The following is a 22,070-nucleotide window of genomic DNA, read 5'->3' on the forward strand; positions in this document are numbered from 1 at the left end:
TTAGTTATACATTCACCACCGGATAACAGGCATCCCCCCAAAGCGTATTCGGGCTATCCATCATCAGTTCCAGGATCAACGGCACCAACTTGCCCAGCAGGTTGGTGCAGTCGCGCATCTGCTGGCGGTTGACCGCGCCGTTCCAGGTGGCGCCGCCGTGGATCAGTTGGTTGCGCAGGGTGTAGAGGCGGTTGAACAGTACGCCGAGCAGTGCGGGGGTATTACCGCTGGCAAGAGCCTGTTGAGCTGCTGCCTTACCGCCGCTGAAGCGTTTTTTCCAGGTTTCTTCGTTGATCTTGCCGCTCTGGTGGTCCCAGAAGCTCTGGAATACATAGGGATTGTCCAGCAGTACGCGGATGCTGCCGGAGAATTCCTGCCAGACCAGGGCGTCGATGCGTTTGGCGGTATCCAGTGAGCAGAGTTTCTGCAGGAAGGCCTTGAAGGTTTCCTGTTCGGAAAGCCGCAGGTGGTCGTCGATTTCGGTGGCGTAGGCGGCGTTGAAGGCGATCCACAGGAAGATGAAGCGTCCGTCGGCATCATCGGCCATTTCGGCGCGTTGCAGCCAGCTCAGTGCGCGGTGTATGCGCAGTCGCAGGTTTTCATGTTGTTCGTCGCGCTCCTGGCGGTGGCGCTGTTTGAGTGCCTGAAATGTCATGTTGCTTCCTTATCGATCCTGATCAGAAAAATACATCCGCCGGCACTCCGAACCGCTCGGCTAGTGCACGAATATGCCGGACGTTGAGCTGGCGTTTTCCCGCAAGGATTTCGGATATCACTGATTGCGTACCGGCTTCAGGGAGGTCGCCCTGGTTCAGGCCATGCTCCTGCATCAGGTAGCGCAGCACCTCTACCCCTGTTCCTTTGGGCAGAGGCCGCCGGGTCTCGTCATAATCTTCGAGCAGATCACCCATGTGTGAGGCGAGGCTGGCCAGGGGATGATCTTCATCGTCACCTATCATGCGAAGCAGCTCATCCAGTGCCTCAACCAGGGCGTCATAGTCATCTTCACTTGTAGGCTTGTTCAGCAATGGAGCCACATAGCGCCAGTGTTCGCTGGCCTGTTTGATCAATGCGGACATGTTCACTCCTTCCACTTACCTTTGTCATATTCGACATGATCCAGTACATGCTGGATAAAAATCTTCTGCGCGCGGTACTGAACGATGGAAATCAGGCGCAGTTTATTGCCGCCGATGTCGAAGATATGCTGCGGTCCCACTTTGTCTGTCGCCGGAAACAGCTGTTTCATCTCGGCAAAATCCTTCGGGGAGCTGGCTTTGATCAAGCGATACCAAGCGTCGAGAGCCGTGGCAGCATGGGGCCACTTTTCCCGTGCTTCCCAGATGCGTTTCTGTGTGATGACGTGCATACCTGTCCCTGAATATCGCATTTTGCGATTAGGGGTAAGGTAGCTGGTATTTTGCTTGATCGCAAGGCGAGAGGTATTCCGTAGCTGCATGTCGAATATTTCCCACGAGGGCGCGACACGCGACACGAATGGTCGCCTGGTGCCGGCAAGATTCATTTCAAGGGCGGGGCTGGCTCTCTTTGATAGACCTCGCTGTTCAACATCCGGCAGAAGGGAATGACACCATGCTGAAGAATATCCTGGCGGTGGTTGGTGCGTATGTGGTCGGCAAGCAGGTTTATGCCTGGTATCAGGAATACAGTGTGCTCAAGCGTGCGCAGCAGCAACGTGAGGCGAGGGCGGAGGCTGGGGACTGATGCGTTTGGTTGTTGATGAATGGAATCACCTGGTAGCGAGCAAGGAGATGCCATGCCTGTTCCTCCGTCGTCGATGAAGATAACCTGCCGGCGTTGTGGCAGGAGTGAGCTGTTTTCTCCGCAGAGCGATGTGCTGATGCTGGAGGAGTTCCGGCTCGATTGCAGGTGGTGTGGGCACAGGCCTTTGGTGGTGTCCATGCCCAGCCGCAGTTCGGTGTGGTTGGCGCGGTTGGCGCGCAGGTTGAATAAGTACAGGTGAAATGTGGGGTGCCGCTGATGTCGCTCGCGTCGAGCAGGCGCTCGACACGCCGAGGGGCGCATCGAGTGGTATGGAGCGTCAGGTGTCGTTCAGGCTGGCGAGGATGTGCCGGTAGCTGTTCATCCGCGTGGCGGAGATATCCTGGCTGGCTACGGCGGCGAGCAGGGCGCAGCCGGGTTCGTGCAGGTGCTGGCAGTCGCGGAAGCGGCAGTGGCCGAGGAACGGGCGGAATTCGATGAAGCCTTCCAGTAGATCCTCATGGCTGATATGGGTCAGGCCGAACTCGCGGATGCCGGGCGAGTCGATCAGGTCGCCGCCGTCGGGGAAATGGAACAGCCGGGCGGTGGTGGTGGTGTGGGTGCCCTTGCCGGTGAGTTCCGATAATGCACCGACGCGCAGGTCCGCTTCCGGCAGCAGGGCGTTGATCAGCGACGACTTGCCGACCCCGGACTGACCGACGAAGACATTCACATGATCGCGCAGCTCGCGGCGCAGCCCGTCCAGCCCTTCGCCGGAGCCGGCCGACAGGCACAGGGTGCGATAGCCGAGGCGGGCGTAGTCGTCGAGCCAGGCGCGCAGGCCTTCGTGTTCGCCCTGCTCCAGCAGGTCAGCCTTGTTCAGTACCAGCAACGGTTCCAGCTGCGCCTGCTCGGCGGCCACCAGGTAGCGGTCGATCAGGTTGCTGTGAGGCGTGGGCAGTGGGGCGAAGACGATCACCAGGCGATCGACATTGGCCGCCACCGGCTTGAGCTGGCCCCGGTGGTCCGGGCGGTACAGTTCGGTGCGGCGCGGCTGCAGCGCGACGATGACGCCGCTTTGCTGGTTGTCGGCGCGCCAGACGATGCGGTCACCGGTGACCAGCGCCGGCAGGTTGGCGCGGCGGTGGCAGCGACGGACCTCTCCGCGCTGCGGGCCGTCGAGCGCTTCGACGTCGACCTGCACGCCGAAGTGGGCGATGACCAGTCCTTCCTGCTCCGGGCCCAGATCGCCGCCGAGCAGGCTTTCCTCGGCCAGTTCCGCGCGGCGGCTGGCGCGCGCGCTGCGTTCTTCCTGGATTTTCTGGATGCGCCAGTTCTGGCGTCGTGTGAGATGTCGCTTGGCCATGTGTCATGCATCTTGGGAATCCGCCGCAGTGTAGCACGGGCGGCGTATACTGATCGCCTGAACGCGCAGCGGCACTCATCACGCCGCCAACAACTCAACAGCAGCTGATGGGAGCCGCCATGAAACACCCTGATAACCTGATCTGGATCGACCTGGAAATGACCGGGCTGGACCCGGACCAGGATGTGATCATCGAGATCGCCACCATTATCACCGACTCGCAGCTGAACGTGCTGGCCGAAGGCCCGGCGATTGCGGTGAAGCAACCCGATGCCCTGCTCGATGGCATGGATGAGTGGAATACCCGCCAGCACAACCAGTCCGGCCTGGTGCAGCGGGTCAAGGACAGTGTCGTCAGTGCCGAACAGGCCGAGCAGATGACCCTGGAATTCCTTCGCAAGTGGGTGCCGGCCGGTCGTTCGCCGATGTGTGGCAACAGTATCTGCCAGGATCGGCGCTTCCTCTATCGCGGCATGCCCGAGCTGGAGAAGTTCTTCCACTATCGCAACCTGGATGTCTCGACCCTCAAGGAGCTGGCCGCGCGCTGGGCGCCGGCGGTGCGTGATGGGTTTCAGAAGGAAAGCAGTCACCTGGCGATGGATGATATCCGCGACTCGATTGCCGAACTGCAGCATTATCGGGAGCATTTCATCAAGGCTTGAAACAGTGCGGAACGGTTCCCTGCTTGAAACAGCGCGGGACGGTTCCCTACCTCGTCATCCTTCGCGAAGGCGAAGGATCCAGGGGGTGGTTGACTCGGAGTGGCCGGTGGATCCTTCGCCTTCGCGAAGGATGGCGGGAGAGAGTGAAGGATGATTGGGGGAGCGAAGGATAGTGATGGGTCACGTGAGCAGTTGGGTGGAATGTTAGCTGGGAGTCGCTGCGGCGCCATGCCGCTCCAGCGCCCACTGCACATGCTCGCGTACCAGCTCCGAGGGGTGATCCAGGCGGCTGCGCAGCGCCTCGATCACCGGGATGCTGGTATGCGCATTGCCCAGCCCCACCGCCAGGTTGCGCAGCCAGCGTTCATGGCCGATGCGGCGCAGCGGTGAGCCTTCGGTATTGCCCAGGAACTGCTGCTCATCCCAGCGGAACAGGCTGACCAGATCGGCCTGGTCCAACTGGTGGCGTGGACTGAAGTCGCTTTCCCCGGTGGGCTTGGCGAACTTGTTCCACGGGCACACCAGTTGGCAATCATCGCAACCGAATACCCGGTTGCCCATCAGTGGTCGCAGGTCCTCGGGGATCGCCCCCTTGAGCTCGATGGTCAGGTAGGAGATGCAGCGCCGCGCATCCAGTACCCGGTCATCGACGAAGGCCTGGGTCGGACATTGCTGCAGGCAGGCGCTGCAACTGCCGCAGTGCTGCTGGGTGAAGGCGTCGTCGGTGGGCAGCGGCAGATCGACGTAGAGTTCGCCAAGGAAAAAATAACTGCCGGCCTTGGGGTTGATCAGCATGCAGTTCTTGCCGATCCAGCCCAGCCCCGAACGGGTGGCCAGCGCCCGTTCCATGACCGGGGCACTGTCGACGAAGGCGCGGAAGCCGAACGGGCCGATCAGTGCCTGGACGCGCTCGGCCAGTTGCTGCAGGCGGCGACGCATCAGTTTGTGATAGTCACGGCCCAGGGCGTAGCGGGAGATATAGGCGGCATTGCGATCGGCCAGGCGCTTGGCCATGCGGGTATCGCCGGGCAGGTAGTCCATGCGTACCGAAATCACCCGCCGCGTGCCCGGCACCAGTTCCGCCGGGCGCGTGCGCTTGCTGCCATGGCTGGCCATCCATTCCATCTCGCCGTGGTAACCGGCATCCAGCCACTGCTGCAGGCGCTGCTCATGCTCGCCGATATCCGGATCGCTGATGCCCACCTGCTGGAAGCCCAGCTCGGCGGCAAGCACACGAAGCTGCCCGGCGAGGGCTGCGTAATCAGGGGTGGTATCGGGCATGGGCTGTGGTTATGGGATGGCTGGACGTATAATTCTGCCAGACCCTTAGCCAGGTTGACATGCCCATGCGTCCTGAACTCCCACATCATCTGTACAGCGCCGCCGCTACCAGGGAACTGGATGCGCGGATCATCGCCGCCGGAACACCGGGTTTTGAACTGATGCAGCGTGCCGCTGCAGCGCTGTGGCGCGAGTTGCGCCGGCGTTGGCCGGAGCAGCGGCGCCTGACGGTACTCTGTGGCAGTGGCAATAATGCCGGTGATGGCTACCTGGTCGCGCAACTGGCGCAGCGCGCCGGCTGGCAGGTGACGGTGCTGGCAGTGACGCCGCCCGAGCGCCTGCAGGGCGATGCGGCGCAGGCCTGGGCGGCGGCGCGGGAGGCAGCGGTGAGCATCCAGCCATGGCCAGCCAACCTGCCGGGTGAGGGCCTGCTGCTCGATGCCATGCTTGGCACCGGGCTGCGCAGCGCGGTGCGTGAGCCGTTTCGCAGTGCCATCGAAGCGGTCAATGCCAGCGGCCTGCCGGTGGTGGCGGTCGACCTGCCCAGTGGTCTGAATGCCGACCGGGGCGTGGTCGAGGGGGTGGCTGTCCGTGCCGATATGACGGTGACCTTCATCGCCCTAAAGCCCGGTTTGCTGACCGGCGACGGGCCGGACCGGGTCGGCGAACTCTGTTTCGCGGCACTGACCGAGGCGCCGCTGCCGGAGGTGGCGCCGCAACTGGAGCGCCTGGAGCTGGATCTTTGTAAGCAACTGTTGCCACCGCGCCCTCGGGCGGCGCACAAGGGTATGTTTGGCCACGTGCTGCTGATCGGCGGCAACCAGGGCATGGGCGGGGCGATCATGCTGGCGGCGCAGACCGCCCTGCGCTGCGGCGCCGGCAAGGTCAGCGTGGCGACGCGCAGCGAACATGTGGCACCGCTGCTGGCGCGTTGCCCGGAAGTGATGGCGCACGGGGTGGATGATCCGGCACAATTGGCGCCATTGCTGGGGCAGGCCAGCGTGCTGGTGCTGGGCCCGGGGCTGGGGCGCGACGCCTGGGCCGAGCGCATGCTGCAACTGGCGCTGCAGGCGGACCTGCCGCAGGTGCTGGATGCCGATGCGCTGAACCTCATTGCTGCTGAATCTTCGTCAATGTGCCTTGGCGAACGCTCGGTGATCACGCCCCATCCGGCCGAGGCGGCCCGGTTGCTGGGCTGCACCACCGCCGATATCCAGGCTGACCGCCTGGCGACTGCGCAGCGGCTGGCGGAACGCTTCGGCTGCGCGGCTGTCCTCAAGGGTGTGGGCTCGCTGGTTGCCGGCCCGGGAACGCAACGCCTGCCTGGCCTGTGCATGTATGGCAATGCGGGCATGGCCAGCGCGGGGATGGGTGATGTGCTGTCCGGCGTGGTTGGCGCCTTGCTGGCGCAGCGGCTGGACGCCGGCGCGGCGGCGCGCTACGCAGTGCTGTTGCATGCGCTGGCCGGTGATCGGGTGGCCCGGCAGCAAGGCCAGCTGGGCATGCTGGCCAGTGATTTGATCGATTCGATACGTTACTACCTGAACCTGCGGGATATTTGATGACCCTGGAATTCTATGTACAAGGTGACCAGGCCATGGAGAGCCTGGGCGCAGCCATCGGCCAGGCGCTGGATTGGCGCGGCAGTGTCTGGCTGGCCGGTGATCTGGGTGCCGGCAAGACCACCCTCAGCCGCGGCCTGATCCGCGCCGCGGGTCATGTCGGCGCGGTCAAGAGCCCGACCTTCACCCTGGTGGAGCCCTATGAACTGGGCCAGCGCACTATCTATCACTTCGACCTGTATCGCCTGGCCGACCCCGAGGAACTGGAGTTTCTCGGCATCCGTGACTATTTTTCCGACAATAGCCTGTGTCTTGTAGAATGGCCCGACAAGGGTAGCGGCATACTGCCACAGCCGGACCTGAGCATTCGCATCACGGTTGACGGAGAGGGCAGGACGTTGCAGATTGAGGGGCATGGGGAACGCGGCCTGGCTGCAAGCCAACGGCTGCACAGCACAAGAGGCAAAGCGACGCCGTGACGAAGATCAGAACAATAATCAAGCAGGCCGCCGCGCTGCTGCTGGTGGCCACCGGCATGCTGTTCTGCGGCCTGCTGCAGGCGGCGGAGATCAAGAACGTGCGCCTGTGGCGCGCCCCGGACAATACCCGGCTGGTGTTCGACCTGACCGGTCCGGCGGACCACAAGCTGTTCACCCTGTCCAATCCCGAACGCCTGGTGATCGATATCTCCGGCGCCAGCTTCTCGGCTTCCACCAGCGGCCTGGCCTTGCAGGATACCCCGCTGACCGGGGTGCGCTCAGCGCCACGGGATGGCTCCGACCTGCGCGTGGTGCTGGACCTGTCGCGCGAGGTCAAGCCCAAGAGCTTCTCGCTGCCGCCGAACCAGCAATACGGCCACCGCCTGGTGGTCGACCTGTACGACCACGAGCCGCAGTCGTCGCTGCCGGCCACCGCCGAACCCAGTGCCTCGCCACTGCCGCAGCGGCCAACCCGCTCGGTGGCCGAAGCCGGCCAGCGCGACATCGTCATCGCCCTGGATGCCGGGCATGGCGGCGAGGACCCAGGGGCCATCGGCCCCAACAAGACCCAGGAAAAACACGTGGTGCTGGCGATCGCCCGTGAACTGAAGACCATGATCGACGCTGAGCCGGGCTTTAAGGCGGAGCTGGTACGCACCGGTGATTACTTCATTCCGCTGCGCAAGCGCACCGAGATCGCCCGCAAGCATAGTGCTGACCTGTTCGTCTCCATCCATGCCGATGCCTTCACCCGGCCCAGTGCCTTCGGTGCCTCGGTGTTCGCGCTCTCGCACGGGGGAGCTACCTCGGAAACCGCGCGCCTGCTGGCGGATCGGGAAAACCGCTCTGACCTGATCGGTGGTGTCGGCGGGGTCAGCCTGGACAACAAGGACCAGGTACTGGCCAGTGTGCTGCTCGACCTGTCGATGACCGCCACCCTCTCGGCCAGCCTGGACGTTGGCCAGCAGGTGCTGAGTTCGATCGGCAGGATCACCCCGCTGCACAAGCGCCGGGTGGAACAGGCGGGTTTCATGGTGCTCAAGTCGCCGGATATCCCCTCGATCCTGGTCGAGACCGGGTTCATCTCCAACCCGGGCGAGGCGCAGAAGCTGGTCACGCGCAGCCACCAGCAGGCGCTGGCACGGGCCATGCACAGTGGCATCAAAGCCTACTTCCACCGTAATCCGCCGCCCGGCACCCGGATCGCTGCGCTCAAGAGCAACGGCCAACTGGCGCAGGGGCCGCGCGAGCATACCGTGAGCCGGGGTGATACCCTGTCGATGATCGCTACCCGCTACGAGGTCAGTCTGGCCAGCCTGCGCCAGGCCAATGGCCTGCGCAACGATCAGATCCGCGTCGGCCAGGTGCTCAAGGTGCCGGCCGGCAGTATGCTGGTCAAGAACGACTGAACAATAGAAGTCATATGTCCCGAATACGATTGTTGAATCCGCGACTGGCCAACCAGATCGCGGCCGGCGAGGTTGTCGAGCGCCCCGCGTCGGTGATCAAGGAATTGCTGGAGAACAGCCTGGATGCCGGTGCCACGCGCATCGACGTCGATGTCGAGCAGGGTGGGGTCAAGCTGCTGCGGGTGCGCGATGATGGCCGCGGGATCATCGAAGGTGATCTGCCGCTGGCGCTGTCGCGCCACGCCACCAGCAAGATCGCCGACCTGGATGACCTGGAGCGGGTCGCTACCCTGGGCTTCCGTGGCGAGGCGCTGGCCTCGGTCAGCTCGGTATCCCGGCTGGTACTGACCTCCTGCGCCGAGGGTGCGGAGCAGGCCTGGCAGGTGGAAACCGAGGGCCGCGACATGAACCCGCGGGTACAGCCGGCGGCGCATCCCCAGGGCACCACGGTGGAAGTGCGCGACCTGTTCTTCAACACCCCGGCCCGGCGCAAGTTCCTGCGTACCGAGAAAACCGAGTTCAGCCACCTGGAAGAGGTGGTCAAGCGCCTGGCGCTGTCGCGCTTCGATGTGGCTTTCAACCTGCGTCACAACGGCCGCTCGGTGCTCAGCCTGCGGCCGGCGCATACCGAGCAGGAGGCCCAGCGGCGCGTAGCCAGTATCTGCGGCCCGGCGTTCGTCGAGCAGTCGGTGACCATCGATCAGGAGCGCGGCGGGCTGCGCCTGTGGGGTTGGGTCGGACTGCCGACCTTCTCCCGCAGCCAGGCGGACCTGCAGTATTTCTGCGTCAACGGGCGGATGATCCGTGACAAGCTGGTGGCCCACGCGGTGCGCCAGGCCTATCGCGACGTCCTGTTCAACGGTCGCCATCCGACCTTCGTGCTGTTTCTCGAAGTGGACCCGGCGGTGGTCGATGTGAACGTGCATCCGACCAAGCACGAGGTGCGCTTTCGCGACGGCCGCATGGTGCATGATTTCCTGTTCAGTACCCTGTACCGGGCACTGGCCGAGCAACGTCCGGATGGGGCTGCCCCGGCCTCGGAGCAGTCGCTCGGCGGCGAGCTGCAGCAGCCGGCTGCCATGCCAGCGGCGAGCGGCCTGAGCGCCGGGGTGTTCTCCGGGCAGACGCACATGCCGCTGCAGGAGCCGGCGGCCAGCTGGTCGGTGCCGGCCATGGAGCGCCCGTCACCGCAGCAGTTGGCCGGTGCCAGCCAGGGTTATGCCGGGCTGTATGGCGCTGCCGCCAGTCAGCCGGCCATGCCGGCGGAGACCGAAGCCGGCGAGGTTCCGCCGCTGGGCTATGCCCTGGCGCAGCTGCATGGCGTGTTCATCCTGGCGGAAAACGCCGATGGCCTGGTGCTGGTGGATATGCATGCGGCCCATGAACGTATCACTTATGAACGTCTGAAGCAGGCGATGGCGCTGGAGGGATTGCGCAGCCAGCCGCTGCTGGTGCCGGAGTCGCTGGCGGTCAGCCAGCGCCAGGCCGATTGTGCCGAGGAGCATGCCGAGTGGTTCGCCCGGCTGGGCTTTGCCCTGCAGCGCATGGGCCCGGAAACCCTGGCTATCCGCGAGATTCCCGCGCTGCTGCGCCAGGCCGATGCAGCCCAGCTGGTACAGGATGTGCTGGCCGACCTGATGGAGTACGGTACCAGCGACCGTATCGACGCACACCGCAACGAGCTGCTGGCGACCATGGCCTGCCACGGCTCTGTGCGCGCCAACCGGCGACTGACCCTGGCAGAGATGAACGCGCTGCTGCGTGACATGGAACAGACTGAGCGCAGTGGCCAGTGCAACCATGGCCGTCCGACCTGGACACGCATGAGCATGGCCGAGCTGGACAAGCTGTTCCTGCGGGGGCGCTGATGACGCATTCGCCTACGCCCACGGTGATCTGCCTGATGGGGCCGACCGCCGCGGGCAAGACCGACATGGCGCTGCATCTGGCCGAGCGGCTGCCCTGCGAGCTGATCAGCGTGGATTCTGCACTGGTATACCGCGGCATGGACATCGGCACCGCCAAACCCGATGCCCAGACCCTGGCCCGCTACCCGCACCATCTGGTGGACATCCTCGACCCGGCCGAGGCCTATTCGGCGGCGCGGTTTCGCAGCGATGCCCAGCGCCTGATCGCCGATATCATCGGCCGTGGCCGCATTCCGCTGCTGGTCGGCGGCACCATGCTCTACTACAAGGCGCTGGCCGGTGGGCTGGCGCAGATGCCGGCTGCCGATCCGGTGGTGCGCCAGCGCATCGAGACGATGGCCGCGCAGCTCGGCTGGGAGGCAGTGCATGCCGAACTGGGCAAGGTCGATCCGGTATCGGCCGCGCGCATTCATCCCAACGATCCGCAGCGCATCCAGCGTGCCTATGAGGTGTTTCTGCTCAGTGGTGTGACCCTGACCGATTGGCATGCCCGTCAGGCGCTGGAAATTGCGCAAAGCAGCGCGACTGGCGGGGCAAATATGTCCTATACTACGCGCTATATGGCTGTGGCTCCCCGGGAGCGACATATCCTCCATGAACGCATTGCCCTGCGCTTTTCACAGATGATCGAGCAGGGCTTCATCGCCGAAGTGCAAGCCTTGCATGCGCGGGGCGATCTGGATGTGTCGATGCCGTCGGTTCGTGCAGTGGGGTACCGACAGGCCTGGGATTACCTCGAGGGGAAACTCTCCCTCGATGAGATGGTCGAACGAGGTGTGATTGCCACCCGGCAGTTGGCGAAGCGGCAGTTTACCTGGCTGCGCGGTTGGCACGAGGAAATCGAATGGTTCGACAGCCTGGATCCGAAAAGGTCCGACAAGCTCTTGAAACACCTCGGACCCGTCGCAATATAGTCTTTTCGTCGTACTTCCGTCGACAGGTGTCAAGCAGTCATCTGGATACTGGCTGTCCGTCGTGGACTGGCCGGATAATGTATTTCAATCTTATTAGCGGTTCCCATAATGGTTTCCATAAGGAGTGAGGCAATGTCAAAAGGGCATTCACTACAAGACCCTTACCTGAACGTTCTGCGCAAGGAACGTGTTCCGGTATCCATCTACCTGGTCAATGGCATCAAGCTGCAGGGCCAGATCGAATCTTTCGACCAGTTCGTCATCCTGCTGAAGAATACCGTCAGCCAGATGGTATACAAGCACGCCATTTCGACTGTAGTGCCCGGCCGTCCGGTACGCCTGCCGGTACAGGGCACCGGTGATGACGCCGAGGCCGGTAACCCTTGATCGCGCTGGAGGCCTGATTGTTTTTTGAACGCCATGAGGGGGGTGAACGTGCGGTACTCGTTCACCTGGAGGGCCAGGACGAGCAGAACCGTGAAGACCCTCATGAGTTTCTGGAGCTGGTGCGTTCGGCAGGGGCGGAGGTTGTCGATTTCCTGACGATCAGTCGCTACCAGCCCAGTCCGCGTTTTCTCATCGGTAGCGGCAAGGTTGAAGAGTTGCGCAATCTGGTCAAGGCCGGTGAGGGCGATCTGGTGATCTTCAATCACGTGTTGACGCCCAGTCAGGAGCGCAACCTCGAGCGTGAGCTCGAGTGCCGGGTAATCGACCGTACCGGTCTGATCCTGGATATCTTCGCCCAGCGTGCCCGTACCCATGAAGGCAAGCTGCAGGTCGAGCTGGCCCAGCTCGATCACCTGAGTACCCGCCTGGTTCGCGGCTGGACCCACCTTGAAAGACAGAAGGGCGGGATCGGCCTGCGCGGGCCGGGTGAAACCCAGCTGGAAACCGACCGTCGCCTGCTGCGGGTGCGCATCAAGCAGATTACCAAGCGCCTGGAAAAGGTCCGCAGCCAGCGAGAGCAGGCGCGTCGTGGCCGACGCCGGGCGGAGATTCCGGTCGTGTCCCTGGTTGGCTATACCAACGCCGGCAAATCCACCCTGTTCAATACCCTCACCGAGTCCGCGGTGTATGCTGCCGACCAGCTGTTCGCCACCCTCGATCCGACCCTGCGCCGGCTCGAGCTGGCCGATATCGGTCCGGTGGTGCTGGCCGATACCGTGGGTTTCATTCGCCACCTGCCGCACAAGCTGGTGGAGGCGTTTCGCGCCACCCTGGAGGAATCCAGCCAGTCCGACCTGCTGTTGCATGTGATCGATTCGGCGGACGAGGAGCGGATGTCGAATATCGAGCAGGTCAATCTGGTGTTGAATGAAATCGGTGCCAGTGAACTGCCGATGCTGGAGGTCTACAACAAGATCGATCTGCTGGACGATGTCGAGCCGCAGATCCAGCGTGACGGCGACGGGGTTGCGGTGCGCGTCTGGCTGTCGGCGCGTGATGGTCGCGGGCTGGAGCTGCTGGCGCAGGCCATCGCCGAGCGCCTGGGGGACGATATCGTGCAGGAAAGCATCGTTCTCGAGCACGCCGAGGCGCGTTTGCGTGCCCAGTTCTACGCCGCCGGGGCGGTGACCGGCGAGCGTATCGCCGGGGATGGACGCCAGGAACTGGACCTGCGGTTGGCGCGCAGCGACTTCAATCGTCTGCTCAAGCGTGAAGGCTGGCAGCCGGAAGCATTTCTGGAACAACACACTTTGCAATAATGGATGCCGGCCGCGGTTCGCGAACCAGGCGGTATTTGCTGTAGGATTGCGCAAATGACTGCGTCGGCCACCGGTGTCGGCAGAAACAGTTTCACAGGTTTGGACAACGGAGAACGCTATGGCGTGGAATGAGCCTGGTGGTGGTAACAACTCGAATAACCAGGATCCCTGGGGGAGTGGTGGCAACCGTGGCGGTGGCAATCGCGGCGGCAAACAGGGGCCACCCGATCTGGACGAGGCTCTGCGCAAGCTGCAGGACAGCCTGAACGGCATCTTCGGCAGCAAGAAGCGTGGCGGTGGTGATGGCGGCGGCGCTGGTCGCCGGGTCGGTGGTGGCCAGGGCATTCCCAAGGGAGTCTGGGTCATCGGCGCCGTGCTGCTGTTCGTGTTCTGGCTGTTCAACGCCGTGTACATGGTCGATGAACAGGAGCAGGCAGTGGTACTGCGTTTCGGCGAATACAACCGTACCGTCGAATCCGGTCTGCATATCTACTTCCCGCCGATCGAGAAGAAGTACCAGCGCAACGTCACCCAGGTGCGTTCCTATCGCCAACAGGGCCAGATGCTGACCGAGGACGAGAACATCGTCGAGGTACCGCTGGCGGTGCAATACCGGATTTCCAACCTGGAATCCTTCGTACTGAAGGTCGAGGACCCGGAAACCAGCTTGCGGCATGCCACCGAAAGTGCGCTGCGCCACGTGGTCGGCTCCACGCCGATGCACCAGGTGCTGACCGAAGGGCGTGAGCAGATGGGCGTCGAGACCACCGAGCGCCTGCAGCGTTACCTGGATGCCTATCAGACCGGCATCACCGTGGTGCAGGTGAACATCGAGAGCGCCCAGGCACCGGCCGAGGTGCAGGATGCGTTCGATGATGTGATCCGTGCCCGCGAAGACGAGGTGCGTGAGCGTAACCAGGCCGAGTCCTATGCTAACGGCGTAATCCCGGAAGCCCGCGGTCAGGCCCAGCGCCTGCTGGAAGAAGCCAACGGTTACCGCCAGGCCATGGTCGCCCGCGCCGAGGGTGAGGCCGAACGTTTCAACCTGCTGGTCGCCCAGTACCAACAGGCACCGCAAGTGATGCGTGAGCGTATGTTCATCGAGACCATGCAGGAAGTGCTGAGCAATACCAGCAAGATCATGGTGTCCGGCGGCGAGGGTAACAGCAACCTGCTGTACCTGCCTATCGACAAGCTGATGCAGCAGGGTGGTGGCGGTTCGTCCTCCTCTTCCGTTGTCGTGCCTTCCACTACTGGCGCCGACGCCAACACGCGTCTGCCCGCCCAATTGCAGCAGCGCGATCTGCGTTCAAGGGAGAACCGCTGATGACTAACAAGTCGATTTTTGGACTGATCATCGCCCTGGTGGTGATTGTGGTCGGCTGGAGCAGCTTCTTTATCGTCGAGCAGACCCAGCGCGGTCTGGTACTGCAGTTCGGTAAGGTAGTGCGTGACGATGTACCGCCGGGCCTGCACTTCAAGCTGCCGTTCGTGCAGGAGGCCAAGCTGTTCGACGGCCGTCTGCTGACCCTGGATACCGCCACCCAGCGCTACCTGACCCTGGAGAAGAAGGCGTTGATGGTGGACTCCTTCGCCAAGTGGCGCATTGCCAACGTGCAGCGCTACTACACCGCGACTTCCGGTCTGCGTTCGATCGCCGAGGAGCGTCTGTCACGGCAGCTCGAATCCGGTCTGCGCAACGAAGTGGCACGCCGTACCCTGCATGAGGTAGTGGCCGGTGAGCGCGACCAGTTGATGGCCGACATCACCGCTGAGCTGAATGCCAGCGCGCGGCGTGAACTGGGTATCGAAGTGGTCGACGTGCGGGTCAAGGGCATGGACCTGCCGCGCGAAGTCAACCGCAGCGTATTCGAGCGGATGAGCACCGAGCGTGAGCGCGAGGCGCGCGAGCACCGGGCCAAGGGTCGCGAGCTGGGCGAGGGTATTCGTGCCGATGCCGATCGCCAGCAGCGGGTGATCCTGGCCGAAGCCTTCCGTGAGGCCGAGGAAATCCGCGGTCAGGGTGATGCCGAGGCGGCAGCGATCTATGCCGACGCCTACAACAAGGACCCGGAGTTCTACTCCTTCTATCGCAGCCTGCAGGCCTATCGCGAGAGTTTCGCCAGCAAGTCCGATGTGCTGGTGATCGATCCGGAAAGCGAGTTCTTCAAATTCTTCAGGGGCGCGCAACAGCCCTGAAGCGGAACTGGCCACACTCGTCCTATTGGCGGGTGTGGCCGGTGGAAAACATGCTACAATCGCGCAGCCGGGACATCCCGGCTTTTTTGTGGCCGGCGCTGCCTGCTTGTACCTGATCCGCTAGCCCTTACGTAATAAAGGTTGTGAAAATGCCTACTGTTGATCGCTGGCTGTTGCCTGACGGGATCGAAGAAGTGCTGCCTGAGGAGGCGGCGCGTACCGAAGCGGCCCGCCGGCAACTGCTGGACCTGTTCTCCCGCTGGGGGTATGACCTGGTCATCACCCCGCATATCGAGTACCTCGAATCCCTGCTGACCGGCTCCGGTCACGATCTGGACCTGCAGACCTTCAAGATGACCGACCGGATGTCCGGCCGCATGCTGGGCCTGCGCGCCGATATCACCCCCCAGGTGGCGCGGATCGACGCCCACACCCTGGGTGCCGAAGGCCCCAGTCGTCTATGCTATTGCGGTAGCGTGCTGCATACCTTGCCACGGCCATTGTCCACCTCGCGCAGCCTGATCCAGCTGGGTGCCGAGCTGTACGGTGATGCGTCCAGCGCCAGTGATATCGAAGTCATTTCGCTGATGCTGGAAACCCTGGCGGCCAGCCGAGTCGAGCAGGTGCACCTCGACCTGGGCCATGTGGGCATCTACCGTGGTCTGGTACAGGCTGCCGAACTGGATGATGCAACCGAGCGGGCGCTGTTCGATGCCCTGCAGCGCAAGGCCGGTGATGAGGTGCGGGAGTTGACCGCGCGTATCGAGCAGCCCTCGCTGGCGGCCATGCTGTGTGGCTTGGTGGACCTGTCCGGTGACATCGAGGTGCTGGAGCGGGCCCACGTGCTGCTCGACGGCGCCCCCGAGCAGATCACTGTGGCACTGGATGAGCTGGCGGAGATCGCCCAGACCATAGCGCAGCGCTACCCGTCGGTGCCGCTGTACTTCGATCTGGCCGAGCTGCGTGGCTATCACTACCACACCGGGGTGACCTTTGCCGCCTTCATTCCCGGCACTGGCCAGAGCATCGCCCAGGGCGGGCGTTACGATGAGATCGGTCGGGACTTCGGCCGGGCGCGCCCGGCTACCGGCTTCTCCACCGATCTGCGGCTGCTGGTCGCCTGCGGGCAGATCGAGGCCGACAGCCGCAGCCATGGTATCTGGGCACCACATGCCAGCCAGCCGGGCCTGCAGGACAAGGTCATGCAGCTGCGCAGCGCCGGCGAGCGGGTGATAGTGGCGTTGCCCGGCCAGTTGGATGCTGATGCGGTAGGTCTGGGCTGCGATCGGGCCCTGCGCTTTGAAAACGATTGCTGGCAGGTTACAGAACTGCAAGTTTGATTCCGTGGCCTGCTGGGCCAGTCCATAACGAGTGAGGCAAGAGCTGAACATGGGTAAGAATGTTGTCATCCTGGGCACCCAATGGGGTGATGAGGGCAAGGGCAAGATCGTCGATCTGCTGACCGATCAGGTATCGGCCGTGGTGCGCTATCAGGGAGGACACAACGCTGGTCACACCCTGGTCATCGACGGCGAGAAAACCGTCCTGCACCTGATTCCCTCCGGAATCCTGCGCGACAATGTGGTGTGCTACATCGGCAACGGTGTGGTGCTGTCCCCCGAGGCGCTGGTCAAGGAAGTGACCGGCCTGGAAGCCAAGGGCGTGCCGGTGCGTGAGCGCCTGCGCATCAGCCCGGCTTGCCCGCTGATCCTGCCTTACCACGTAGCCCTGGACCAGGCCCGCGAGAAGGCCCGCGGCGAAGCCAAGATCGGCACCACCGGTCGTGGTATCGGCCCGGCCTATGAAGACAAGGTCTCGCGCCGTGGCCTGCGCGTCGCCGACCTGTTCCACCGCGAGCGTTTCGCTGCCAAGCTGGGCGAGGTGCTGGATTACCACAACTTCGTACTGCAGAACTACTACAAGGTCGAGCCGATCGACTTCCAGAAGACATTGGAAGAGGCGATGAAATTCGCCGAGTGGCTGGCACCGCTGGTGACCGACGTCACCGCGCGTCTGCACGAGCTGCGCCGCGCAGGCGCCAACATCATGTTCGAAGGCGCCCAGGGCTCGCTGCTGGATATCGACCATGGCACCTACCCCTATGTCACCAGCTCCAACACCACCGCCGGCGGCACCGCCACCGGTTCCGGTTTCGGCCCGCTGTACCTGGATTACGTGCTGGGCATCACCAAGGCCTACACCACCCGCGTCGGTTCCGGCCCGTTCCCCACCGAACTGTTCGATGATATCGGCGAGCGCCTGGCCCAGCGCGGCCACGAGTTCGGCTCCACCACCGGCCGTGCCCGCCGCTGCGGCTGGTTCGATGCCGTCATACTGCGTCGTGCCATCGAGATCAACAGCATCAGCGGTCTGTGCCTGACCAAGCTGGACGTACTCGACGGCCTGGATGTGATCCAGATATGTGTTGGCTATCGTGATGCGGACGGCGCGGTGCTGGAAGCGCCCACGGATGCTGACAGCTATCTCGGTCTGGAACCGGTATACGAGGAGGTTCCCGGTTGGAGCGAATCCACGCTGGGCGTACAGTCGCTGACCGACCTGCCAGCTAATGCGCAAGCCTACATCGCGCGTATCGAGGAGTTGGTCGGAGCGCCGATCGACATGATCTCGACCGGCCCGGACCGTAACGAGACCATCATTAAGCGTCAGATTTTCTGAGTTGAGCTGATTGGACTTGAGGGCCTGGGTTCTGTATTGCACAGGACTCAGGCCTTTTGGTTTTTACTTGCTTTGATCGTAGTAGTGGATGTGACCGCTGAGAATCACCACTGCCGGTCGGGTATTTCTACCACGAGGCCGTCGAGTGTTGGGGACATGACAATCTGGCAGCATAGTCTGCTGTTGGGTTTTACTTCAGCTGCCGCGCATTCCAGCATACCGGCTTCGCGCTCTGTGGGTGCGAGCAGCCTGTCACAAAACGCCTCGTCCACATAAACGTGACAGGTCGCGCAACTGGCGCTACCTCCACAGTCGCCCACGATGTCATAGATGCCGTTGGACACTGCGGCCTGCATCAGACTGACTCCATCCGACACATCCAGTTCATGCCGGGTTCCATCATGTGATATGTATACGACTTTAGACATTGTTCTTATCCTTGTACCCATTGGGGTAAAAAAACCAGTCTTCTGACTGTAGAATTGCTGGCTATATTCAGGCGTAATTCGGCTCAGCTCTTGCTGCGGCTATGATCTCTTTCAATGGTACGCTCTCATCGGCCAATAGAGCTGGATCAATCAGGAGTTGATCGGTGACCATCTGCTTCGATAGATTGAACTCCACTGGACGGTTCACTGTATCTACAGCTAATGCCCGATTGTTTTTGAGATAGAAAACGCTGAAGTCTGGTTGCTCCATACTGCCTCGAATTACGATCCGCTCGTAACCATCGGAGAGGCCAACCATCTTCAATCCTATGTCATATTGATCAGACCAGAACCAGGGAGCAGCTTCGCTGCGATAGGTTTTTCCACACAGGATTGCGGCGATTTTTCTTGCCTGCTCCAGAGCATTGGGCACGGACTCGATACGGACCCAGCGGTTATAGATGCTACTGTGAAAGCGGGCGCAGTCGCCGAGTGCCATGATCGCTGGATCTGATGTTTGCATCAGTTCGTTGACGATGATTCCATCATCGACCTGCAGCCCGGCTGCGCTGGCCAGTTCGCAATTTGGAACCAGCCCGATGCCGGCGACCACCAGATCGGCATCGAGTCGTCTGCCATCGGCGCAGACTACGGCTCGTACGTGCTGCTGATCTGCAGACATCTCAAAGCCGGCAATCTGGGTGTTGACCTCGATATCCACTCCTGCTGCGCGGTGCAGGCGTTCATAGAAAGACGACACCAGTGGCGCGGTTACGCGATCCAGTACCCGATCTGCGATCGTCAGCAGCGTGACCTGCATACCTGTTTTAATTGCGGAGGCGGCAACCTCCAGGCCGATGTAGCCGCTCCCTATCACCACCATCCGGTTGCCAGGCACCAACTGAAGACGAATACGTTCCGCGTCCGATAGCGTGCGCAGATAGCAAAAATTGTCCGCCTCCGCCAAGGGGCCGCAGTCCGCCGGCATGGTGCGTGGACGGCCGCCGGTTGCCAGAACTAATCGATCATAGCTCAGTGCTTGTCCGTCGGCGAGCTGTACCTGAGCAGCTTCGCGGTTAATAGCATCGACTCTGATGCCGCTCAGCAAGTGGATATTCTGTGCCTGATAAGCTTCTGGTGTTCTTAGATACAGGCTTTCGGCAGTTGCTGTACCAGCCAGATAAGCTTTGGATAGGGGGGGCAGGTGGTGTGGAATATCAGCGCTTTCCCCTATCAGAGTAATCTCGCCTTGCCAGCCATTGGCTCTTAGGCCGAAGGCAACTTCGACCCCGGCCTGCCCAGTTCCTATGATGACTACTTTTTCATATGCTTTCACAATGCGGCCTCCCGCAGCTAAACCGCTTTGGTCGACGCAGTATCCCAAACCAGGGGCAGGGATTTTACGCCGCTGACTATCCCGCTCTGATGTTGTACCTCAGCACCAGGCTTGATGGAAAAATCAGGGATTCGTGCGAGCCACTCTTCCAGAGTGATGATGATTTCCCGCCGTGCCAGGTGTTGACCCAGACATAAGTGACTGCCGTGACCGAAGGTGGTATGTGAAATGTCCTTACGGTCGAAGTTCACATGCATTGGGCAGGCATTTTCCCGATCATCCAGACCGGACAACAATTGGGGTAGCAGAATAAGGTCATCCTTCTTCATCTGTACGCCATGGAACTCATAATCGCTGCCCAGGATGCGCCCGTCGGCAACTAGCGAGAATCGCCGTAGTAACTCTTCGGTGGCTGCGGGTATGCTACTGGGATTCTCTGCCAGCTCTCGGCGATGTTCAGTGCTTCTTGCCAGAAACTCCATGGCAAAACTGAGAAAGTTGACTACGGTATCCAGACCGCCTAGCAACAGCAGGCCGCAGAGTCTCTTGGCTTCATCATCGGTAATGGGGCGGCCATCAATTTTTCCATTGGCGACAATACTGATCGCATCCGTCCCCGACTTTCCTTTGCGCTCGGCAATGATGGGTATCAGGTATGTATACAGCGCATCTCGTGCCTCGGCAAAGGTCATGCTGCCGTCGGGCCGAGTCATCTGGTCGCATATATATTTGAGATGGGGAATATCCTTATCGGGTAACCCTGCCAGCAACATGAAAATGCGAATGGGGAAGGGCTCGGCATAAGCGTCGGTGAAATTGCATTCGCCCTTTAAGCGCAGATCGTCAATGAGCGTACAGGCCAACTCGCGGATCTGTGATTCCAGCCGGTCCACCACCGGTAAGCCTACTACGCTATTGGCAAGGGCCCGGTATTTACGTTGTTCTGGCGGATCCATTGAGGTTGGAATGAAATCGTAAGCTTCACCCACTTCCCGTGGGATAAACGGACATTTGCTGGAAAAATACTGGTGGTTCTCATAAGCCTCGCGGATGATTTTTGCGCGCGTTGCTATCCAGTGACCGCCGTTGCGCTGAGTCCAGACAATATCCGGGACGTTCGGTCCCTGTAGTGCCGCCCATGCCTGCTGTACGCCTTGCGACAAATTCGGTGGGTTATACATGTCAAAATCGAAGACGAGATGCTCAGGCACGTGAGGCGGCAGCGGAGCAAGACCATTGTTGGTAAGCATGGTTTCAGTACTCATTGTTATTCTCCTGACTCAATATTTCATAGAGTGGGGTCGATCACGGGTTTGATCAGGTTGCCAGTCTTGACTTGCTCAAGCGCTTTATTCGCATCCCTGATGGCAAAGCGTTGAGTAATCAGGTCTGCAAGTGGATATTTTTCCTGCATCTGGGCGGCAAAGTGCATCGCCTGGTAATAATGTTTTGGTTTGGGAAAGGTCGCGCCTGATACATGAATATTCTTTATGGTCAGATCACGTGGCGAAATCGGTTGGGTTCCAATAGCGCCCCAGAGGCCGAGCAGTATGTAGCGCCCATGGTTGCCAGTCAGGTCTACTCCTTCAGGGAAGGCGGGTAGCGCGCCGGCTGCTTCGACAACAACACTGGCTCCACGTTTGCCGAAGCGGTCGCTGACGATGCGCTGGCGCTCCTCTGTAGTAGTGTCCTGGAGCGAGATGGTCTCGGTTGCCCCCAGACTGCGGGCCATTTCCAGGCGGGTCTGGGAGTAATCAATGGCAATAACGTCCTTTGCTCCCGAGGCAGCAGCGACCAGCACAGCTGCCAAACCTACCGGGCCAGCGCCTTGCACCACGACAGTGTCGCCCAGCCCAACAGGGCCGCAACGGTCGTAGCCACGTAATACAGTAGGGAGGGCACAACCCAGGGCGGCCAGCGCCTCAGGTTGGGCATGATCTGGCAGACGATAGAACGCCATGCCGTTTGGCAGGCAGGCAAAATCGGCGTAACTACCCCAGTTGGGCTTCTCGGCATGTTCAAAAAAAGTTGAATTGTCGCAGGGTGTCTCGTCCAACACGGTGCAACTGTGGCAGCGGTGACATAGCGCGATGGGCGCCCAATACACCAGGTCGCCCGGTTTTACCGGAACGCCGGCATAGTCGGTGTTGACACCCTCGCCCAGCTTCTCGATCCGACCAACACCCTCATGACCAAGGATGATGGGAAAGGGCATTGCGCCTGCTTCACCGGAAACAATGTGCACATCGCTACCGCAGACACCGCCAAGCACGACACGGACCAATGCGCCGCCGGGTTGTGGGTCGAAAATAGGCACTTCCCAGGTTTCAACCCGATTTTGTTCCACCATTACTGCCGCTCTAGCGTATTGCATGCTTGCACCTCTTTTTTATTATGTT

At 61.6% G+C, this 22,070-nt stretch carries 22 protein-coding genes; 13 read left to right on the top strand and 9 right to left on the bottom strand.

Going from position 1 to position 22,070, the window contains the following annotated elements:
- Positions 1 to 4 precede the first annotated feature (4 nt).
- From H6X51_RS10495 to H6X51_RS10505, 3 genes are read right to left on the bottom strand one after another with little or no spacing between them, the layout of a single operon-like run.
- Positions 5 to 655, bottom strand: a complete 651-nt coding sequence (locus H6X51_RS10495; RefSeq protein ID WP_185267485.1) for a HEPN domain-containing protein — start codon at positions 653 to 655, stop codon at positions 5 to 7.
- Positions 656 to 677: 22 nt separating this feature from the next.
- Positions 678 to 1,079, bottom strand: a complete 402-nt coding sequence (locus H6X51_RS10500) for a helix-turn-helix domain-containing protein (protein WP_185267486.1) — start codon at positions 1,077 to 1,079, stop codon at positions 678 to 680.
- A gap of 2 nt (positions 1,080 to 1,081) precedes the next feature.
- Complete coding sequence (locus tag H6X51_RS10505; protein ID WP_185267487.1) at positions 1,082 to 1,369, bottom strand: type II toxin-antitoxin system HigB family toxin; 288 nt, start codon at positions 1,367 to 1,369, stop codon at positions 1,082 to 1,084.
- A gap of 224 nt (positions 1,370 to 1,593) precedes the next feature.
- Here H6X51_RS10505 and H6X51_RS20235 point away from each other — a divergent pair, with 224 nt between their 5' ends.
- Positions 1,594 to 1,725: a hypothetical protein gene (locus tag H6X51_RS20235; RefSeq protein ID WP_268898603.1), complete on the top strand. Its 132-nt coding sequence runs from the start codon at positions 1,594 to 1,596 to the stop codon at positions 1,723 to 1,725.
- A gap of 337 nt (positions 1,726 to 2,062) precedes the next feature.
- Here H6X51_RS20235 and rsgA read toward each other — a convergent pair whose 3' ends face one another.
- On the bottom strand, positions 2,063 to 3,088 hold the full coding sequence (gene rsgA / locus H6X51_RS10510; protein WP_185267488.1) for a small ribosomal subunit biogenesis GTPase RsgA: 1,026 nt from the start codon (positions 3,086 to 3,088) through the stop codon (positions 2,063 to 2,065).
- A 119-nt stretch (positions 3,089 to 3,207) separates the two neighbouring features.
- On the opposite strand from rsgA, the gene orn reads away from it, so the two are divergent.
- Positions 3,208 to 3,750 (top strand): oligoribonuclease, encoded by a 543-nt coding sequence (orn, locus tag H6X51_RS10515; protein ID WP_185267489.1) that lies wholly within the window; start codon positions 3,208 to 3,210, stop codon positions 3,748 to 3,750.
- Between the two features lie 204 nt (positions 3,751 to 3,954).
- Here the strand turns inward: orn and queG are convergent, their stop codons facing one another.
- Positions 3,955 to 5,031 (bottom strand): tRNA epoxyqueuosine(34) reductase QueG, encoded by a 1,077-nt coding sequence (gene queG / locus H6X51_RS10520; protein ID WP_185267490.1) that lies wholly within the window; start codon positions 5,029 to 5,031, stop codon positions 3,955 to 3,957.
- A gap of 65 nt (positions 5,032 to 5,096) precedes the next feature.
- Between queG and H6X51_RS10525 the strand changes: the two genes are divergently transcribed.
- The 11 genes from H6X51_RS10525 to H6X51_RS10575 all read left to right on the top strand — a co-directional run bounded on the left by H6X51_RS10525 (position 5,097) and on the right by H6X51_RS10575 (position 17,907).
- Positions 5,097 to 6,593 carry an NAD(P)H-hydrate dehydratase gene (locus H6X51_RS10525; RefSeq protein ID WP_185267491.1) on the top strand — a complete coding sequence of 499 codons (1,497 nt, stop codon included), beginning with the start codon at positions 5,097 to 5,099 and terminating at the stop codon, positions 6,591 to 6,593.
- On the top strand, positions 6,590 to 7,072 hold the full coding sequence (gene tsaE / locus H6X51_RS10530) for a tRNA (adenosine(37)-N6)-threonylcarbamoyltransferase complex ATPase subunit type 1 TsaE (protein WP_407925963.1): 483 nt from the start codon (positions 6,590 to 6,592) through the stop codon (positions 7,070 to 7,072). Before H6X51_RS10525 ends, tsaE begins: the two co-directional genes overlap by 4 nt.
- Positions 7,073 to 7,128: 56 nt before the next feature.
- A complete protein-coding gene (locus H6X51_RS10535) occupies positions 7,129 to 8,481 on the top strand; it encodes an N-acetylmuramoyl-L-alanine amidase (protein ID WP_185267550.1) in 1,353 nt (450 codons plus the stop codon).
- Positions 8,482 to 8,495: 14 nt separating this feature from the next.
- Positions 8,496 to 10,349: a DNA mismatch repair endonuclease MutL gene (gene mutL, locus H6X51_RS10540; protein ID WP_185267493.1), complete on the top strand. Its 1,854-nt coding sequence runs from the start codon at positions 8,496 to 8,498 to the stop codon at positions 10,347 to 10,349.
- The gene (miaA, locus tag H6X51_RS10545) at positions 10,349 to 11,323 is read left to right on the top strand and encodes a tRNA (adenosine(37)-N6)-dimethylallyltransferase MiaA (RefSeq protein ID WP_185267494.1); all 975 of its coding nucleotides are present in this window, start codon (positions 10,349 to 10,351) and stop codon (positions 11,321 to 11,323) included. Before mutL ends, miaA begins: the two co-directional genes overlap by 1 nt.
- A 132-nt stretch (positions 11,324 to 11,455) precedes the next feature.
- A complete protein-coding gene (gene hfq / locus H6X51_RS10550; RefSeq protein WP_185267495.1) occupies positions 11,456 to 11,710 on the top strand; it encodes an RNA chaperone Hfq in 255 nt (84 codons plus the stop codon).
- A 17-nt stretch (positions 11,711 to 11,727) separates the two neighbouring features.
- Positions 11,728 to 13,029, top strand: coding sequence for a ribosome rescue GTPase HflX (gene hflX, locus H6X51_RS10555; protein WP_185267496.1), 1,302 nt, complete (start codon positions 11,728 to 11,730; stop codon positions 13,027 to 13,029).
- Between the two features lie 118 nt (positions 13,030 to 13,147).
- A complete protein-coding gene (gene hflK / locus H6X51_RS10560) occupies positions 13,148 to 14,356 on the top strand; it encodes an FtsH protease activity modulator HflK (protein WP_185267497.1) in 1,209 nt (402 codons plus the stop codon).
- A complete protein-coding gene (gene hflC, locus H6X51_RS10565) occupies positions 14,356 to 15,228 on the top strand; it encodes a protease modulator HflC (protein ID WP_185267498.1) in 873 nt (290 codons plus the stop codon). The genes hflK and hflC overlap by 1 nt, the downstream gene beginning before the upstream one ends.
- Before the next feature lie 149 nt (positions 15,229 to 15,377).
- Positions 15,378 to 16,568: an ATP phosphoribosyltransferase regulatory subunit gene (locus tag H6X51_RS10570; RefSeq protein ID WP_185267499.1), complete on the top strand. Its 1,191-nt coding sequence runs from the start codon at positions 15,378 to 15,380 to the stop codon at positions 16,566 to 16,568.
- A gap of 49 nt (positions 16,569 to 16,617) precedes the next feature.
- Positions 16,618 to 17,907 carry an adenylosuccinate synthase gene (locus H6X51_RS10575; protein ID WP_185267500.1) on the top strand — a complete coding sequence of 430 codons (1,290 nt, stop codon included), beginning with the start codon at positions 16,618 to 16,620 and terminating at the stop codon, positions 17,905 to 17,907.
- Between the two features lie 104 nt (positions 17,908 to 18,011).
- Here the strand turns inward: H6X51_RS10575 and H6X51_RS10580 are convergent, their stop codons facing one another.
- From H6X51_RS10580 to camD, 4 genes are all read right to left on the bottom strand, one after another.
- Positions 18,012 to 18,335 (bottom strand): 2Fe-2S iron-sulfur cluster-binding protein, encoded by a 324-nt coding sequence (locus H6X51_RS10580; protein ID WP_185267501.1) that lies wholly within the window; start codon positions 18,333 to 18,335, stop codon positions 18,012 to 18,014.
- A gap of 67 nt (positions 18,336 to 18,402) precedes the next feature.
- Positions 18,403 to 19,671, bottom strand: coding sequence for an NAD(P)/FAD-dependent oxidoreductase (locus H6X51_RS10585; RefSeq protein ID WP_185267502.1), 1,269 nt, complete (start codon positions 19,669 to 19,671; stop codon positions 18,403 to 18,405).
- A gap of 17 nt (positions 19,672 to 19,688) precedes the next feature.
- Positions 19,689 to 20,936: a cytochrome P450 gene (locus H6X51_RS10590; protein ID WP_185267503.1), complete on the bottom strand. Its 1,248-nt coding sequence runs from the start codon at positions 20,934 to 20,936 to the stop codon at positions 19,689 to 19,691.
- Positions 20,937 to 20,959: 23 nt separating this feature from the next.
- A complete protein-coding gene (gene camD, locus H6X51_RS10595) occupies positions 20,960 to 22,045 on the bottom strand; it encodes a 5-exo-hydroxycamphor dehydrogenase (RefSeq protein WP_185267504.1) in 1,086 nt (361 codons plus the stop codon).
- Between the last annotated feature and the right edge of the window lie 25 nt (positions 22,046 to 22,070).

Origin of the sequence: Halopseudomonas xiamenensis, from assembly GCF_014219065.1 — a bacterium.
Classification (GTDB): domain Bacteria; phylum Pseudomonadota; class Gammaproteobacteria; order Pseudomonadales; family Pseudomonadaceae; genus Halopseudomonas; species Halopseudomonas xiamenensis.